The sequence below is a fragment of the Clostridioides sp. ES-W-0016-02 genome (assembly GCF_020641035.1).
In the GTDB taxonomy this organism is placed as follows: domain Bacteria; phylum Bacillota; class Clostridia; order Peptostreptococcales; family Peptostreptococcaceae; genus Clostridioides.
The window spans coordinates 3,417,163-3,434,740 of the sequence record NZ_CP061361.1 but is presented as its reverse complement, the minus strand read 5'-3'; the positions used below and the strand labels follow the sequence as shown (position 1 = coordinate 3,434,740).

At 27.3% G+C, this 17,578-nt stretch carries 16 protein-coding genes; 15 read left to right on the top strand and 1 reads right to left on the bottom strand.

The window, feature by feature from the left end:
• Positions 1 to 101: 101 nt before the first annotated feature.
• The 4 genes from IC758_RS16035 to IC758_RS21060 all read left to right on the top strand — a co-directional run bounded on the left by IC758_RS16035 (position 102) and on the right by IC758_RS21060 (position 1,958).
• A complete protein-coding gene (locus IC758_RS16035) occupies positions 102 to 470 on the top strand; it encodes an Hpt domain-containing protein (RefSeq protein WP_227830899.1) in 369 nt (122 codons plus the stop codon).
• 219 nt (positions 471 to 689) lie between these two features.
• Positions 690 to 1,118, top strand: a complete 429-nt coding sequence (locus IC758_RS16030; RefSeq protein ID WP_227830898.1) for an N-acetyltransferase — start codon at positions 690 to 692, stop codon at positions 1,116 to 1,118.
• A 278-nt stretch (positions 1,119 to 1,396) separates the two neighbouring features.
• On the top strand, positions 1,397 to 1,618 hold the full coding sequence (locus IC758_RS16025) for a hypothetical protein (RefSeq protein ID WP_227433952.1): 222 nt from the start codon (positions 1,397 to 1,399) through the stop codon (positions 1,616 to 1,618).
• Positions 1,619 to 1,829: 211 nt separating this feature from the next.
• On the top strand, positions 1,830 to 1,958 hold the full coding sequence (locus IC758_RS21060) for a hypothetical protein (protein WP_255630934.1): 129 nt from the start codon (positions 1,830 to 1,832) through the stop codon (positions 1,956 to 1,958).
• Positions 1,959 to 2,175: 217 nt separating this feature from the next.
• Here the strand turns inward: IC758_RS21060 and IC758_RS16020 are convergent, their stop codons facing one another.
• Positions 2,176 to 2,955, bottom strand: a complete 780-nt coding sequence (locus IC758_RS16020; protein WP_227860588.1) for a hypothetical protein — start codon at positions 2,953 to 2,955, stop codon at positions 2,176 to 2,178.
• A 294-nt stretch (positions 2,956 to 3,249) separates the two neighbouring features.
• Between IC758_RS16020 and IC758_RS16015 the strand changes: the two genes are divergently transcribed.
• The 11 genes from IC758_RS16015 (at position 3,250) to IC758_RS15965 (ending at position 17,578) form a co-directional block, all read left to right on the top strand.
• On the top strand, positions 3,250 to 3,795 hold the full coding sequence (locus IC758_RS16015) for a biotin transporter BioY (RefSeq protein ID WP_227433954.1): 546 nt from the start codon (positions 3,250 to 3,252) through the stop codon (positions 3,793 to 3,795).
• Between the two features lie 19 nt (positions 3,796 to 3,814).
• Positions 3,815 to 4,951 (top strand): thiolase family protein, encoded by a 1,137-nt coding sequence (locus IC758_RS16010; RefSeq protein WP_227482026.1) that lies wholly within the window; start codon positions 3,815 to 3,817, stop codon positions 4,949 to 4,951.
• 3 nt (positions 4,952 to 4,954) lie between these two features.
• Positions 4,955 to 6,346, top strand: coding sequence for an AMP-binding protein (locus IC758_RS16005; RefSeq protein WP_227860587.1), 1,392 nt, complete (start codon positions 4,955 to 4,957; stop codon positions 6,344 to 6,346).
• Between the two features lie 69 nt (positions 6,347 to 6,415).
• Positions 6,416 to 7,291 (top strand): dipicolinate synthase subunit DpsA, encoded by an 876-nt coding sequence (dpsA, locus tag IC758_RS16000; protein WP_227482028.1) that lies wholly within the window; start codon positions 6,416 to 6,418, stop codon positions 7,289 to 7,291.
• A 2-nt stretch (positions 7,292 to 7,293) separates the two neighbouring features.
• The gene (locus IC758_RS15995; RefSeq protein ID WP_227433958.1) at positions 7,294 to 7,884 is read left to right on the top strand and encodes a dipicolinate synthase subunit B; all 591 of its coding nucleotides are present in this window, start codon (positions 7,294 to 7,296) and stop codon (positions 7,882 to 7,884) included.
• 595 nt (positions 7,885 to 8,479) lie between these two features.
• On the top strand, positions 8,480 to 11,083 hold the full coding sequence (gene adhE / locus IC758_RS15990; protein ID WP_227824608.1) for a bifunctional acetaldehyde-CoA/alcohol dehydrogenase: 2,604 nt from the start codon (positions 8,480 to 8,482) through the stop codon (positions 11,081 to 11,083).
• Positions 11,084 to 11,354: 271 nt separating this feature from the next.
• The gene (locus tag IC758_RS15985) at positions 11,355 to 13,574 is read left to right on the top strand and encodes an EAL domain-containing protein (protein ID WP_227824356.1); all 2,220 of its coding nucleotides are present in this window, start codon (positions 11,355 to 11,357) and stop codon (positions 13,572 to 13,574) included.
• A gap of 243 nt (positions 13,575 to 13,817) precedes the next feature.
• Positions 13,818 to 14,480 carry a B3/4 domain-containing protein gene (locus IC758_RS15980; RefSeq protein WP_227433960.1) on the top strand — a complete coding sequence of 221 codons (663 nt, stop codon included), beginning with the start codon at positions 13,818 to 13,820 and terminating at the stop codon, positions 14,478 to 14,480.
• 377 nt (positions 14,481 to 14,857) lie between these two features.
• Entirely contained in the window at positions 14,858 to 16,267 is a 1,410-nt protein-coding gene (locus tag IC758_RS15975) for a L,D-transpeptidase family protein (protein ID WP_227433961.1), read from the top strand.
• An 84-nt stretch (positions 16,268 to 16,351) separates the two neighbouring features.
• Positions 16,352 to 16,627, top strand: a complete 276-nt coding sequence (locus tag IC758_RS15970; protein ID WP_227860586.1) for a Nif11-like leader peptide family natural product precursor — start codon at positions 16,352 to 16,354, stop codon at positions 16,625 to 16,627.
• 639 nt (positions 16,628 to 17,266) lie between these two features.
• Positions 17,267 to 17,578 (top strand): hypothetical protein, encoded by a 312-nt coding sequence (locus IC758_RS15965; RefSeq protein WP_227433997.1) that lies wholly within the window; start codon positions 17,267 to 17,269, stop codon positions 17,576 to 17,578.

The window sequence follows — 17,578 nt, the reverse complement described above, 5'->3', positions numbered from 1 at the left end:
GAGAGTTAACTAAGTTTATACAAGAAGAAGGATAAGAATAATATCGTGGTTTGGATATGATGGGTAATATATATAATCTTACTTATATAAAGGAGTGTATAATGATAATGAGTATGTTTATAGATAAACTTTCAACATATGGTGTAAATATTGAAAAGGTCATGGAACGATTTGTAAATGACGAGAACTTATACTACACTTGTCTCTTGTCTTTTATAGAAGATACTTCTTTTGACAAACTTGGTGAGGCAATAGAAAATAGAGATTTCAGCTATGCTTTTGAGCAATCTCATACTCTAAAGGGTGTGTCTGGTAATCTAGGACTTACAGGAATTTTTAAATCTGTATGTATAATTGTAGAGTCTCTAAGACACAATGAATACGATAATCTACAACAACTTTTCCAAATTGTTCTTGCAGAAAAAGAAAAGTTAGAACAAATATTAAGTACCCTTATAGTAGACAGTTAAAATAATAAAATTGATACTATGAGGGTATTAAATTTTTATGTCAATAAAATCTAAAATAAACTTTGAGGTAAAAACTAAATCAGTTGAAAATAATGATAATTACCAATTGAGTTCATTTAAATATAAAGTTTTATATTAACTAAGTTATATCTAAATAAAATACACTTGCACTATAAATATGACAAAAAATCAATATAAAAACGAGGTGAAATAAAATTTATGATAAGAAAATCAAATGATAAAGACATAAGTAAAATCATGGAAATATGGGAAGAAAGCACAATCAAAGCACATGACTTTATAAGTAAAGAATACTGGAAAAATAACTATAATACTGTCAAAAGTGAATATATACCCATATCAGATACATTTGTATATGATGATGGCGAAGAAATAAAAGGATTTATAAGCATAATAGAAAAAAGCTTTATAGGGGCCTTATTCATAAACTCAAACTATCAAAGTCTAGGAATAGGAAGTAAACTCTTAGACTATGCAACTAAAGAATATAAAAATTTAAACCTAGCAGTATACAAAGACAATAAAAAAGCAGTTGTATTTTATAATAAAAAAGGATTTAATATAATAAAAGAGCAAATAAATGAAGACTCAGGATTTAAAGAATACATAATGGAATATAGTAAATAACATTAATATATTCTATTAGAAGAATAATAAATGTATTTGTTATTCAGTTAGTATATTTGTAAAAATAATTTTTAAAATTATAAATTATATGTACTTGAGATATTAAAAATATAATGATATGGGAGGATAAAGTGAGGATAAAGTAATGAATAAAAGAGCATTTATGCATTATATTAGAATAAGAGGATAGCGCACAAGTTGTGGCTATTTTACAAAAACCTATAACATGATTTTATATAAGATAGAAAAATATACCTTATATAAGTAGCCATAATTTCGTGCTGTTTAAATTGAATAGTAATACTAAAACTATTTATGATAAAGAATTATTTGAATCAAGACATGAAATATATAATTCTAAAGTATATGATAATTTAATAGAAGAAACAAAGTATGTAATGCATAACCACATTTTAGATGCTGGATGTGGAGAAGGATATTTCTTAAATAAATTATATGAAGATAAAAATATTAAATATAATTTCTCCTGCAAATTATAAGGAATTTACAAGGGCTTTAAATGATGATGGAATAATAGTAAAGATTGTCCAATAATCAAATTATTTAAAAGAAATAAGGAAAAGTATACAGGGAAATATAAAGAATAATGATTATAATAATAAAAACATTGTAGCTGGATTTAAAAAACACCTTGATGTAATTTATGAAAATAGAATCAATTATAAAACTGATATCAATATATTAAATTTAATGAACTTAGTTAAAATGACTCCTTTAACATCAACATCAGATGAAGAAGAGATTTTAAGGTTGATAGAGTCAGGGATATTTAATATAACAATTGATTTAAGAGTTATGGTCGGTACATTAAAGAGATAGAAAATAAAATTTGTCCAAAATTAATAAAAATTATATTACTAAAAATTGCTATGAAATTAGTTTAATAATATCTAATTTCATAGCAATTTTAATTACCATTAAAGTGTCTATGCAAAAAGCATTTAAATTATATCTCCAAATATGTCCACAAAAATTTCTATAATAATATTTAATAATATAGTATTCTTATTTGAAATTATTTTTAAAATATAAAATATTAAAGCTTAAAATATTCTTGTTGAGAAGAATCTATTTCAGAACCACAATTGCTACAACAATAAGACGTTGAAACATACCCAAATTCTTCAGTATTCTCATTAAACTCCATTTTTTTCTTTGCAATAATTCCTACTTTAGTTAAGCTAGAACCACAATTATCACAGTTTTGAATTTTACATATACTATACAATTTGTCAGTAGTTACATTCTCTATTAATTTATCACAATTACAACATTTAATAGAAGAAATCTCATTAGATACTTCAATCGGTTCAGCATCTTGAAAAGAAAATTTATATGTTATATCATTTGACACTCTATAGCCTGTATCAAAAATATTTGTATTACAATTTGGACACATATATTTTGGAATATATACATCTTTTTTTTCAAAAGTGTCCTTTTCAGTATTGCGATTTGAATCATCTAAAGAGGAGTTTTCACCTATGGTATATTTTTTATTTAAGTTTAAAAGGTAATTGTAAATCTTTTTATATTTATTTTGTTTTGCTGTGTATAAAAAATGACTCATTATATCTGGATAGTCTTTATTTTTTGATGGCATATTTAAATCTATATAATTGTTTTCAATTGCAAAAGATAGTATATTGTAATAATCATATTTTACTGCAAAAAATAATAACATTTCATCAAAAACTTTATCTACTATCTTATCAGAAATACTTATCCAAAAATCTGGGGATTCTAGATAAACTTTTTTACTAAGTTCATCTAGTTCTTTATCTATGTTGTTTAATTGATTTTCATTAGTTTTCATATTGTCACTTCCTTGTTAATTTATTATATGAAATAAAATCTCATATAAAATATATCATATTATAATTTACAAGTATAGGGCAAATAGATTTGTTTATAAGTAAAATTTTATAAATAACCATTAAAACATAAAGGATTAGAAGCAAGTTTACTTATAAGTTGAATGTAAACCTATACAATATTTTAGGTTGACAAAAAAACAGCTTTCTTTTATACTAAAACAAAGCTTTAATAGAAGATTTGTATATGTACATATAAACTAAATTGAATAAGACATATGAAGGGAATTATGAAAATGAAAAATAATAGAGTAAATATTCAAGATTTAACTAAAATGTCAATATGTGTAGCATTATTATGTATATCATCATACATATATATACCATTACCATTTACACCAGCAGGAGTAACAGCACAAACAATAATGATAAATCTAATAGCTTTAATATTAACACCAAGACAAGCATTTAGTACAGTTGGTGTATACATAATGATAGGTTTAATTGGAATACCTGTATTTGGAGGAGGAGCATCTGGAATTGGTAAATTACTAAGTCCAACAGGTGGTTTTTATTTTGGATTTTTATTTGCAGCACTAATTATTAGCTTATTAAAAGGTAAAAATAATGATATTAAGAGATATATACCAATAACAATTTTTGTTGGTATGCCTATTATATATTTTATGGGAACAGTATTTATGTGTTACTTTAATCAAATGACGGTAGAAGCAGCACTTTTTGCAGCTGTTGTACCATTTTTAATTGGAGATACAATAAAAGCAATTATTGCATCTTTTTTAGGTGTTAAATTAAATAACGTACTAAAAAGAAATCTATGATGAAGAGAGGATATAATGTATGGAAGATGTTTTTATACTAGGAGGATTAAGAAGTCATATTGGTCTAAAAAATGGAATTTTTCAATGTGTTCAACCAGAATTACTAGGAGCAAAGGTTTTAAAACACCTAATTGAAAAGTATGAGATTGATAAGATTGATGAGATTATATGTGGAAATGCAGTTGGTACAGGAGGAAATATCACAAGATTAATGACTTTAACAGCGGGAATAGAAAGTGAAGTTCCTGCTTTTACTGTAGATATGCAATGTGCTTCTGCTATGATGAGCTTAGATATAGCATTTTCAAAGATTAAATCTGGGCAATGCGATTTAATTATTGCAGGAGGTTTTGAGAGTAGTTCTCTACAACCAATGCGTACATATCATAAAAACGATAGGAGGTATAATATTAATAATCCAAGCTATGCAGTTGCTCAATTTTCTCCAGATAATAATAGTGAGAATAGTATGCTTGAAGGTGCAGAAAGAGTGGCAAAGCTATATAAAATTGAGAAAGCAGAATTAGATTATTGGGTGAAAGAAAGTCATAGAAGAGCAAAAAACACAAGAGAAGAAAAATTTCTTGAAGATATTATATTTCCTATAGATAGCAATACATATGATGAAGGTATACGTGATAAAATGAGCCAAAGATTATTAGATAGGATACCTTCAATTTTAGGAAAGGGAAGTATTACAAATGCAGCAAATGCATGTCTTATTAATGATGGGGCTTCATTTCTTATTCTGTGTTCTAAAAAATATTTAGAGAATACAAAAAAGAATCCAAAGGCTAAAGTTATCAATTCTTGTACAATAGGAACAGAGCCACAATTAAGTCCAACATCTGCTATAAAAGCTATGGAGAGGCTTTTGGATATAGAAAAGCTTAACTATATGGACATATCTGCTATTGAATTTAATGAAGCATTTGCAGTTATAGATGTTTTATTTCAAAGAAAATATCCAGAATTAATTGATAGATATAATATATTTGGAGGGGCTTTAGCATATGGTCATCCATATGGTGCTTCTGGTGCAATTATTGCGTTACATCTTTTAAAAGCACTTGAAAAGACTAATGGGAAGTATGGAATTTGCTCTATAGCAGCTGCTGGAGGATTGGGTTCTGCTTTATTGATTGAAAGGGTGTAGATTATGAATTACTATGAACTTTTAAAAGTAAAAAGAAACAACTATAAAGATAAAGATTTTTTGATTATAGATGGAGAAAAGTATACTTATGACAATATATTAAGAGATAGTGAGGAGATTGGGAGACAGATTTCTATAGGTGAAAATATTCCTGTTTTAATTTATTCTAAAAATATAAAGTTCCAATTAGTAAGTTTTTTAGGTGTTAACTATTCAAATAATGTTCCTATCATTTGTCATTATAATCTTTCTAAAATAGTATTAAGTGATATTTTAATAAAGAATAATATTTCAATTATTATATCCGATGAGAATATAGATATAAATGATTTATCTAATGGTAGTTGCAATAGAATATTAAAGGTAGCTAATTCTTCTACAGAACATTATAGTATAAATGTATATCAATATAATAATATTTTAAACTATTTAGATAAAGAGATTTGTATGGGAGCTTTATCTTCAGGCTCTACAAATGTACCAAAAGTATTATATAGAACATATGAAAGCTGGGCTGGATTTTTTCCTATACAAAATGAAATTTTCCATATTTCTGAGGACTCTATTTTATTTATCAATGGAACACTTAGTTTTACAGGAAATCTAAATTCTATAATGTCAGTACTATATGAAGGTGGTAGTGTTGTAATAAATTCAGGTTTAAATTGTAAAACATGGATAAATGTAATAAAACAATATAATATAACTAATATATATCTTATACCTACAAAGCTTCAGTTACTGGTTAAATATTTAAGTGAGATAATAGTTAAAGTTAGAAGTGTTTTTACAGGTTCTCAATTGTTGTTTGAGGATACAGCAATAAAAATAAAAAAATATATGCCAGATTCTGAAATCATTTTATATTATGGAGCAAGTGAATTAAACTACATTACATATTTGTGTTATGATGAATTGATTGAGAAACCACTAAGTGTAGGTAAACCATTTCCAAAAATAGATGTATATATTAAGGATGGAATAATTTTTGTAAATACCAAATATGCAGTATATAATGCATCAGAGCCTTATTCTGTCAATGACATTGGATATTTTGATGATGATGGATATTTGATATTTGAAGGAAGAAGTGATGATGTTGTAAACATTGGTGGATTTAAAGTCAGTTCTATCAAACTTGAAAATATAGTAAAAAGAATTCCTCAAGTTGAAGATGCAGTTGCATTACCTTATTTAGATACTATAAGAGGAAGTCAAATTGCATTATTTGTAACAACCATAGGTAAGATTACAAAAAAGGATTTATTGATTATGATTAGAAATTATTTAATTAGAAATGAAATTCCAAGAAAAATTATTTTTTTAGATTCATTACCATATACATCTTCTGAAAAGATAGATAGATTGGCACTATTAGAAATGTTAGAAGTATAATATTTAATAATTTTAGTGAACCAATATATTGATAAAAACATATTGTATATAGTAAAGGAGGCTTACAATATGTCAAATCAATACGATATAACTGTTATAGGCGGAGACCTGCGACAAGTGTACATGGTAAAAAAACTAATTAATAAAGGATATTCTGTAGTTATATATGGAATAGCAAATGAAATTATAAATGGAATCGCTGGAAAAGCAACTTCACTAGCTGAAGCACTATCCAAAAGTTCCATTATTTTATGTCCAATTCCATTTACAAAAAATCAATTTAGTATTGAAAATACTGATGGTTGTCTCGATGCTACTATTGATAACTTGTTAATTAACTTATCTCCTAATCAAATACTATTTGGAGGAAACATACCAACTAAAGTTTACAAATTTTGTGAGCAACACTCTATTCAGGTTTATGATTTTATGAAGATGAATGATGTTGCTATTTTAAATGCAGTTGCTACAGCTGAAGGAGCTATAGCAGAAGCGATTAAAAGAAGTCTAATCAATATGCACCAAAGTAACTGTCTAGTACTAGGCTTTGGAAGGTGTGCACAAATACTTGCTAAAAAATTATATGCTTTAGATGCAAATGTATGTGTTGGAGCAAGAAATAATGATGCAAGGAGTACGGCTAATGCATTTGGGTATTCTAGTATTTCTTTAAATCAACTTGATGAAAATCTTTTAAAGTTTGATTATATTTTTAATACCATACCAGAATGTATTTTAACAAAAGAAAAATTAGAAAAAGTATCAAGAGAAGTAACTATTATAGATATAGCTTCTTCTCCTGGTGGATTAGATTATTCTGTTACACAAAATTTAGGTATTAATGCAAATCTTTGTCTTGGGCTTCCTGGTAAATACTCACCAAAGACATCTGGTGAAATTCTTGTTAACGCTATAGAAAATATTATAAATGAAAGAAGGGATTAGAGATGAGACTTGAAGGACTTACAATTGGAGTAGGATTTACTGGTTCGTTTTGTACTTATGATAAAATATTTATAGAGTTAGAGAATTTGGTAAAAGCAGGAGCAAATGTACACACTATATTTTCAGATGTATCACAAAATATAGATTGTAGATTTGGAAATTCTGAGGAATTTATGAAAAAAGCATATGAACTGACAGGAAATAAACCTATTGTTACAATTGAAGAAGCAGAACCATTTGGACCTAAAGGAATTGCTGATATTATAATAATAGCCCCTTGTACTGGAAATACTGCTGCTAAGCTAGCAAATGGCATTACAGACTCTCCAGTATTGATGGCAGCAAAAGGTCATCTTCGCAATGATAAACCACTTGTAGTATCAATATCAACTAATGATGCTCTAAGTTTTAATTTCAAAAACATTGGAACTCTTCTTAACTCTAAAAACATATATTTTGTACCTTTTGGTCAAGATAATTGTAATGCAAAGCCTAATTCTATGATTGCACATACAGAGTTAATAATTCCAACAATAGAGCTTGCTCTTGATAATAAACAGTTACAACCTGTTATAAAAAGTCCACATCAATAGATTAATGATGTAATCTGATATACATGTATATTTAGTAATATTAACAAAGTCCAGCAATCTTATTTGCTGGACTTTAACTTGTAATATATTAAGTATATTTTATTTCACAGTATATAAAAATTATCAGTGTGTATATCTCTAATTATAATACATATTATAACTGTTTGTATATCTCAGAGTATTTAATTTACTCTTTAAGTCTTTATTTTCTTCTTAATGTATTTTTTTCTTTATAACTTTTATACAATACTATACTTGAAAAAAATCTTTTGATTTTTTCATTAAAAAAATGAAAATATAAGTGTTAAAATAATAACGTTATCCTTAAGCGTTGAGATGAATTTATTCACGATTTATATAAAAAATAAAGTAATATATAATTAATCTAGATATTTGTAAAGTATATTATTATTAATATAAATAATATAATACTAAATAAAAAATAAAATGTTAAAAAAATAACTTGAAAATGCAAAGATAACATGCTATACTGTTAATAAATTAACAGAAAAAGAAGATTATACTATTCTAGGAGGGCATTGAAATGGCTAATAAAGAACAGACTATAATAGAAAATAAAAGGGGAGAAGAAGCTATGGCAGATAATGCATGCGTTGTAAATAATGTTGAAAATTTAGTTAAAAAATTAGCAAAAATTAGAGAAGCTCAAAGAATCTTTGCTACATACACTCAAGAGCAAGTAGATAAGATTTTTTTAGCAGCATCTTTAGCAGCTAATAAGCAAAGAGTTCCTCTAGCTATAATGGCACAAAAAGAAACTGGTATGGGAATTGCTGAGGATAAAGTTATAAAGAATCACTATGCATCAGAATATATATACAATGCATATAAAGAAACTAAAACTTGTGGTGTTATAGAGAGAGATGAAGCCTTTGGTATGACTAAAATAGCTGAGCCAATAGGAGTTGTTGCAGCAGTTATACCTACAACTAATCCAACTTCTACTGCTATATTTAAATCACTTTTAGCTCTAAAAACTAGAAATGGAATAATATTTTCTCCACATCCAAGAGCAAAAAATTCTACTATAGAGGCAGCAAAGGTAGTTCTTGAAGCTGCTGTTCTGGCTGGAGCTCCTGAAGGTATAATCGGATGGATTGATGAGCCATCTTTGGAATTAACTACGACTGTTATGAAGGAAGTTGACTTAACTCTTGCTACAGGAGGTCCTGGAATGGTTAAATCAGCATATTCATCTGGAAAACCAGCTATTGGAGTCGGTGCAGGTAATACACCAGCAATAATTGATGACAGCGCAGATATAAAAACTGCTGTAAATTCAATTCTTGTATCTAAGACATTCGATAATGGTATGATATGTGCTTCTGAACAATCAGTTATAGTATTGGAAAATATATATAATGAAGTTAAAAAAGAATTTAAAGAGCGTGGTGCTTACTTATTAAATAAAGAAGAAACAGAAAAATTAAGAAATGTAATTTTAGTAAATGGGGGATTAAACTCTAAAATCGTTGGTCAAACAGCTTGCACAATAGCAACATTAGCAGGTTTTGAAGTTCCAGTTGATGCTAAAGTTTTAATAGGTGAGGTTGAATCAGTTGAAATAGAAGAAGCTTTTGCTCATGAAAAACTTTCACCAGTACTTGCAATGTATAAAGCAAACAACTTTGATGATGCAGTTAGTAAAGCAGAAAAATTGGTAGAAGATGGAGGGTTTGGTCATACATCTTCATTATATATTGATGATGTAAATCAGAGAGAAAAGCTTGATAAATTTACTAAAGCTATGAAAACTTGTAGAATTTTAATTAATACTCCTTCTTCTCAAGGGGGTATAGGTGATTTATATAATTTTAAACTAGCTCCTTCTCTTACTTTAGGATGTGGTTCTTGGGGAGGAAATTCAGTATCTGAAAATGTAGGAGTTAAGCACTTACTTAATATTAAGACAGTAGCTGAGAGGAGAGAAAATATGCTTTGGTTTAGAGCACCAGAAAAAGTTTATTTTAAAAAAGGTTGTTTAGGAGTGGCGTTAAAAGAACTTAAAGATGTAATGAATAAAAAGAGAGCTTTTATTGTAACAGATACATTCCTTTACAATAATGGATATACTAAGACAGTTACTGACTTATTAGATGAAATGAACATCAAGCATACTACTTTCTTTGAAGTTGAACCAGACCCAACTTTAGAATGTGCTAAGATAGGTGCTAAAGCTATGAGAGAGTTTAATCCAGATGTAATAATATCTATAGGTGGAGGAAGTGCAATGGATGCAGGTAAGATAATGTGGACATTATATGAGCATCCAGAAGTAGATTTCCAAGACCTAGCAATGAGATTTATGGATATAAGAAAAAGAGTGTATGCGTTCCCTAAAATGGGTGAAAAAGCTAGTTTTGTAGCTATACCAACATCAGCAGGGACTGGTTCAGAAGTAACTCCATTTGCAGTTATAACTGACCAAGATACAGGTGTTAAATATCCATTAGCTGATTATGAGTTGATGCCAAATATGGCTATAGTTGATGCGGATATGATGATGAATATGCCAAAAGGATTAACTTCTGCTTCTGGTATTGATGCTTTGACTCATGCATTAGAAGCATATGTATCTATGCTTGCAACTGACTATACAAATGGTCTAGCTTTACAAGCTATTAAGAGCATATTTGAATATCTTCCACGTGCATACGATAATGGAGCAAAAGACTCAGAAGCAAGAGAAAAAATGGCAAATGCTTCTACAATGGCAGGAATGGCTTTTGCAAATGCATTTTTAGGTGTTTGTCACTCTATGGCTCACAAGTTAGGTGCTTTCCATCATGTACCACATGGTGTTGCAAATGCTCTTTTAATAACAGGTGTTATGAAATTTAATTCTTCTAATGCACCAAAGAAAATGGGAGCTTTCTCTCAATATAAGTATCCAGAGGCATTAAAGAGATACGCTGAAATAGCTTCATTCTTGGGATTAAAAGGAAATTCTGATGAAGAAAAATTCCAAAGTTTATTGATAGCTATTGAAGATTTAAAGAGTAAAGTTGGTATTCCTAAAACTATAAAAGAATTTGGTGTTGAGGAATCTAAATTTATAGATTCACTAGATGAAATGGTGATTCAAGCCTTTGATGACCAATGTACAGGTGCGAATCCAAGATATCCTCTTATGAATGAAATAAAAGAAATGTATTTAAATTCATATTATGGAAAATAAATTTACTATAAAACTTACTATAAAATAAATAAACTAAAATCCTGTATACATTAGATATATAATATCATTGTATATGGGATTTTTCATTTAAAAAAACATAAATAGTTTTGAAACTTTAATTCAAAATTCAATTAAATAATGTTATTATAATAATTAGAATGAATCTATATGTAATATTTGGGTATATTTGTATGTAAGATAAGTAATAAATTTGTATTAATAAAGATATAAATAGGGATATAAAGTGTTGACTAATTAAGGGAGGGGTAAGATGACTAAAAGAAATAAAAGTGTTACATTAATTATAATTCTTTTAATGGCATCATTATTTCTGATATTAGGATATCTATATATAGAAGATACAAGAAAACTTCTTATATCAGAGGCAGAAGTACATATAAAAGAAGTTGCGATACAAGGTTCTCAGTTAGCACAAAGACAAATTGAAAAAGATTTAGATATTTTAAATATTTTTTCAAGTTATTATACTTCAAATCCTAACATGTCTAATGAAGAAAAAATAAAAAAGCTTTTAGATGAAATGGAAAACCAAAAATTTTATACTATGGCAATTGTTGATATAAATGGGAATGCAGAAAATACTAAGGGTAATAAGTTTTCTGTTAAGGATAGAGAATTCTTCAAAAATTCAATTAATGGTAAAAAGTATGTTTCAAGCCCATATATTGATGAAGTAAATAAGTCTGTAAAAAAGATTACTATCTCAGTACCAATATTAAATAATGATAAAGTAGTTGGAGTTTTGTATTGTACTTATGATGTCAATACTCTAATGAAACTTATAAATGTATCTTTTTATGAAAATAATAGTATATCTTATGTTGTAAAAAATAATGGGACAGTTATACTTCATCCTCAACAAGATAGATTATCAAGAAATATTTATGAATTGTTAAAGCAGGATAATGATATTAAAGATGTAAATCAATTAAAAAAACAATTAGAAGAAAATAAAACAGGTGCTGCAATCTTAAATATGTCAGGAGAAAGACGATACCTAGGATATGCTACTATGGATAATGGAAAGAAAAAAGATAATTATATAAAGGATTGGAACTTGATTTTTTCAATTCCAGAAAATGTTATATTCCGTAATTCTGAGCAAATTATTAAGAGAGCTGTATATGCAGTATTATTGATTATATTTGTGTTTATTGCAATTATTTTCTATATAATGTACATAAAAAAATCTAATGAAAAAGAAATATTAAGTTTAGCATATGAAGATAGAGTTACACATATAGGAAATCAAAATAAATTTTATAGAGAATGTAGTAAGTATCTTTTAAATAAACCATCTTTAAATTATATTATAGTATATTTTGATATTGATAATTTTAAAATGATTAATGATACTTTTGGATATGAATTTGGTGATAATCTATTAATTACTATAGCAAGTGCTTTAAAAGAGGAACTAACAGAAGGTGAAATATATGCACGGCTTTCAAGTGACTATTTTGCTATTTTTTGTGAATACAAAAATGGAAGAAATAAAATTATAAAAAAAATTGATAGTATACGAAGTAATATTGAAAATAATCTAAATACAGTATTTGAAATTTCTCTTTGTGTGGGTATTTACTTCGTAGAAGAAGGAGAAGTAGATGCTCAAAAGGCTGTAAATAAAGCTAATATGGCAAGGTCTATTGCCAAAGGTAAAAATATAAACTATGCTATTTATAATGAAGATGTTAGAAATAAGCTTAGTGAGGAATCTATAATTTTAGATGATATAAAGACAGCATTAGTAAAGAATCAATTTGAAGTTTATTATCAACCTAAGTTTTCACTTGTAAATGGTGAGATGATAGGAAGTGAAGCACTGATAAGATGGAATCATCCTGAACATGGGTTTATAAGTCCAGCTATATTTATTCCAATAGCAGAAAAAAGTCAATTGATTTTAAAAATAGGTAGATTTGTATTTGAAAGAGTTTGTAGCGATTTATCTAAATGGGAAAAACAAGGGAAAAAATTAGTACCAGTTTCAGTAAACCTATCTAGAGTTGAGTTATATCAACCAGATATTGTAAAATTTATCAATAGTACTATCCAAACATATAACATACATTCAAATTTAATTGAATTAGAGATAACAGAAACTGTAGTTATTAATGAATTAAATATACTAAAAAGTGTTTTAAATGAATTAAGGAAGCATGGATTTTCAATTTCTATGGATGATTTTGGAACAGGTTATTCTTCTATTAGTTGTCTAAGGGACATGCCAATTGATGTATTAAAATTAGATAAGTCTTTTCTTAATGGTATTGAAAATGATGAGAAAAGTCGTAATATAGCAAAGTCTATAGTATCTCTAGCAAAATCATTAGATTTAATTGTAATTATAGAAGGCGTTGAGAGTAAGAAACAGGCTGAGTTAATGAAGCAATTTGGATGTGATTTAGTTCAGGGGTTTTATTTTGCAAGACCAATGCCAGTTCAAAATTTTATGAAATTACTTTAAAAATAAAATTTATTTTTTCATATAAAACACTATTATATATGCTTGGATTTAATAAATGCTTGCTAGATAATTAGTGTTTTTATTTTGTAAGATTCAGATATGAGGAAAGTAATTATCTTTTATAAAAATCTGTTAAAAATAAATTATTTTGGATATAAATATGTTATTAACAAAAGAATAGTACTATAATGTATAGATGATAAAAAACTTAAATAAAAATTTAATGATAGGAGTTGTTTGAGTATGATAGATATAAGCATTGATAAAAAACTTAAGGACAAATGGCCTGATGCAAAATTAGGATGTATCCAAGCAAAAGTAGTAGTAAATAAAAGCTCAGAAAAGTTAATAAATGGGATAAATGAGTTTTGTGATATTTTGAATCAAAAGCTAGAAATTGAAGATATTACGAAATTGGATAAGATTAAAGATGCAAGAGATGCATATAAAGAACTTGGTAAAAATCCAAGTAGATATAGAACGTCTTCAGAAGCATTAGTTAGAAGAATTGTTCAAGGTAAGGGTCTATATACAATAAATAATATAGTTGAAATAAATAATCTAATATCTATAAAATCATTATATCCAGTTGGTACATATAATGTAAGTAAACTACATCCACCAATATGTTTTACTGTAGGTGATGAAGGCGAGCAGTATAAAGGTATTGGAAAAGAGTTGATAAATATAGAAAATCTACCTATATTATCTGATTCATTAGGTAAATTTGGAAGCCCAACTAGTGATTCCGAGAGAGCTATGATAACAACAGATGCAATTGAAATACTAATTTGTATATTTTCATTTAGTTCGGAATCAGATATTGAAGAGTACTTTGGATACGCTAAGGATTTACTTAAAGAGTATGCAGATGGAAAGGATATAGAAACTAAAATAATTAAATAATAATTATATAAAATGTATATAACAACGTTATGTTAAGTTGGAGACTAATATATAAGAATGAATCAAAAAAGGAAACTAACAAGATATTAGTTTCTTTTTTTGGAAATAGTAGTTTAATGTAACAAAAATAGACAGATAGCCACACTGATGCTTAAAAGTATGGTAATATATTATTATAGCAGAGGTTATATTTAAGGGATTTTGAAAGGGGGAATTGACAATAATCATTTTATCTGAAATATAAATTGATATCATGTAAATAACTCTATCTTTAAAAATATAAATTAATAATATAATAGTTTGGGTATATAGAAGAAACAAGGTTTTTTAAAACTAGTAAAGTACATAGGTAATTATAATGAAGAAAGGATTTAGTTATGATTGAAGGAAAAGAGGCAAAACAAGAAAGTGGGCAAAAAAATCTAAAAGTTAAGATAGCTATAGTAGTAGGTGTTTTGATTGTAGCTTATATAGGGATGGCAATCTTTTTTAGAAATCATTTTTACTTTGGTACAACTATTAATGGTGTGAAAGCTTCAGGAAAGACAGTTGAACAAGTAAATGATTTATTAACATCAAGTACTAATTCTTATACTTTAAGTCTAGAGGAAAGAAACAATAAAAAAGAACAAATAAAAGCAAAAGATATAGATTTAAAGTTTACACCAGATGATAAGGTTCAAAAAATAAAAGATAGCCAAAGTGCGTTTGGATGGATTGGTGGAATATTTAAATCTAAAGAGTATAATAATATGGTAACTCTTTCATATGATAAAGATTTACTAGAAAAAGGGTTTAATGCTTTATCTTGTTTTGATAGTAAAAATGTTGTAGAGCCTAAGAGTGCATACCCTAAGTATGATAGCAGTAAAAATGCTTATGTTATAGTACCAGAAGTACTTGGAAACAAAGTAAAAAAAGATGATTTTTATAAATTAGTAAAAAAATCAATTAATTCTGGTGTTACTTCTGTTTCTTTAGAGGAGAGTAAATTATATGAAGTTCCAAACAATACAAAGGATTCAGAAAAGTTAAAAGAGGCTATTAAGACATTAGATAAATATGTCAGTGTAGTTGTTACATATGATTTTAGTGACCGTAAGGAAACTTTAGATGGTTCTGAGATTAATAAGTGGTTAAAGGTAGACTCAGAAAAAAATTATGACATAACTTTCGATAATGATGTGATGGTAGAGTATACAAGAGGATTAAGCAAAAAATATAGTACTTTTGGAGATTCAAGACCATTTAAAACTGCAACTGGCAAAGAGATTACTATTTCAGGTGGAATTTATGGATGGTTGATAGATAAAAAGAAAGAAGCAGAAGCTTTAGTTGATGTTGTAAAAGCTGGAAAAAATGTTACAAGAGAACCTATCTACATACAAAAAGCTGTATCTCGTAATAAAGATGATATTGGTAATACATATGTTGAGATTAGTCTTTCTGACCAACACATGTGGTTCTTTAAGAATGGAGAAATGCTTGTATCAACAGATGTTGTAACAGGCGATTTAGGTAGAGGATTTGCTACCCCATCAGGGATATATCCTCTTAACTATAAAGCTAGAAATGTTTCTTTAACTGGTCAAGGCTATAGTTCACCTGTAAGTTATTGGCTTCCATTTAATGGAAATATAGGAATTCATGATGCTACTTGGAGAGGTTCTTTTGGTGGAGGTATATATAGATCTTCAGGTTCACATGGATGTGTAAACACACCTTTTTCTAAGGCAAAGAAAATCTATGAAAATATAGAACCAGGTACACCAATTATTTTATACTAGTAAAAATATTGTTTATAACGATTAAGTGAAGTCATCTTAGTTTTTTTAGATGGCTTCTTTTTTATATAGAAAGGAATGTATATAATGAATGAAAAATTAATTAAAATTTTAGATGAAGCAAAGAACGATTCAGAGTTTAAGAAAGAGATTATGGAAACAAGAAAACAACGTGATGTTATGGATTCATTTTGTAAAGTAGTTACATCTAGAGGATATGATATAACGATAGGTGAACTTTTTTCTATAGGAGAAGAATATACATCCAATCTTTTAAAAAGCGTAAATGGAGGAGCTGCATATCCTATTGAAGGTTGGAGTGATTGGTTCGAGGATTTTTTCATCATGTTGGCGAATATATAATATATAAACTAATTAGTGGTATTACTTATTTAAAGTTAAGATAATGATTGAGGGACTAAAGTATTTAAAAATAAGTGTAAATTTTATCAATCTTAAAAAAGGATTAACTTATATCTAATAAATTTAGAAAAAATTAAACTAAAATAAGCTGACAAAAATCGATATGAGCTGATGATTTATAAAAGTTAGATGAAAAAATATAAGATATTTCTAAAAATTCAAAAAAAACAATAAGTTTTATCATTCTATGTGTTGAAAAAAAAGATAAAAATAATTTATATGGAATAAATAAAGTTATATGTAAAAAAAAATTGAAATAAAAATTGAAAATGTCGATAAACCGTTAATTTCAAAACAAAATAACGCTATTGACAAACCATATTGCTTTAAATTATAATTATTGAAAATAATGATATTTAAAAATCATACTCATGTCATAGTCTAAAAGTAAGTCAAAAAAGAATGTAAGTCTAAGCAAGTACTACTCTAAAATATGTTTTATTAAAAAATAAATGTTGAAAAAAATTAATTATTATATAAAAATGCTGTTTATACTTTAACAATGAGGTAGTAATCTAATTAGAATAAAAAACTCTAATTAGTTATATACATAGTAAAAAGGTAAGAGAGGTGATTTGGATGGCTTTTGAAATAATAAAAAGCATTGTTGAGGCAGAGCAGACAGCAGACAGTATTAAAGTAAAAGCTGTTACTGATGCAGAGTCTATCAGAGCTGATGCTGTAAACGAATGTGAAAGCATCTTGACTGATGTAAAAAAGCAAGCAAAGCTTATGGAAGAAACTCTTGTTGAGAAGGCAGTCACCGACAGTAAAGCAGAGGTTGATAAAATCTTGGCAGATGCTAAAAGTGAATGTCTGAAAATTGAAAAAACTGCGACAGAAAGACGAAGTAAGGCAATCGAAGCGGTTATTGGAAAGGTAGTGAGATAA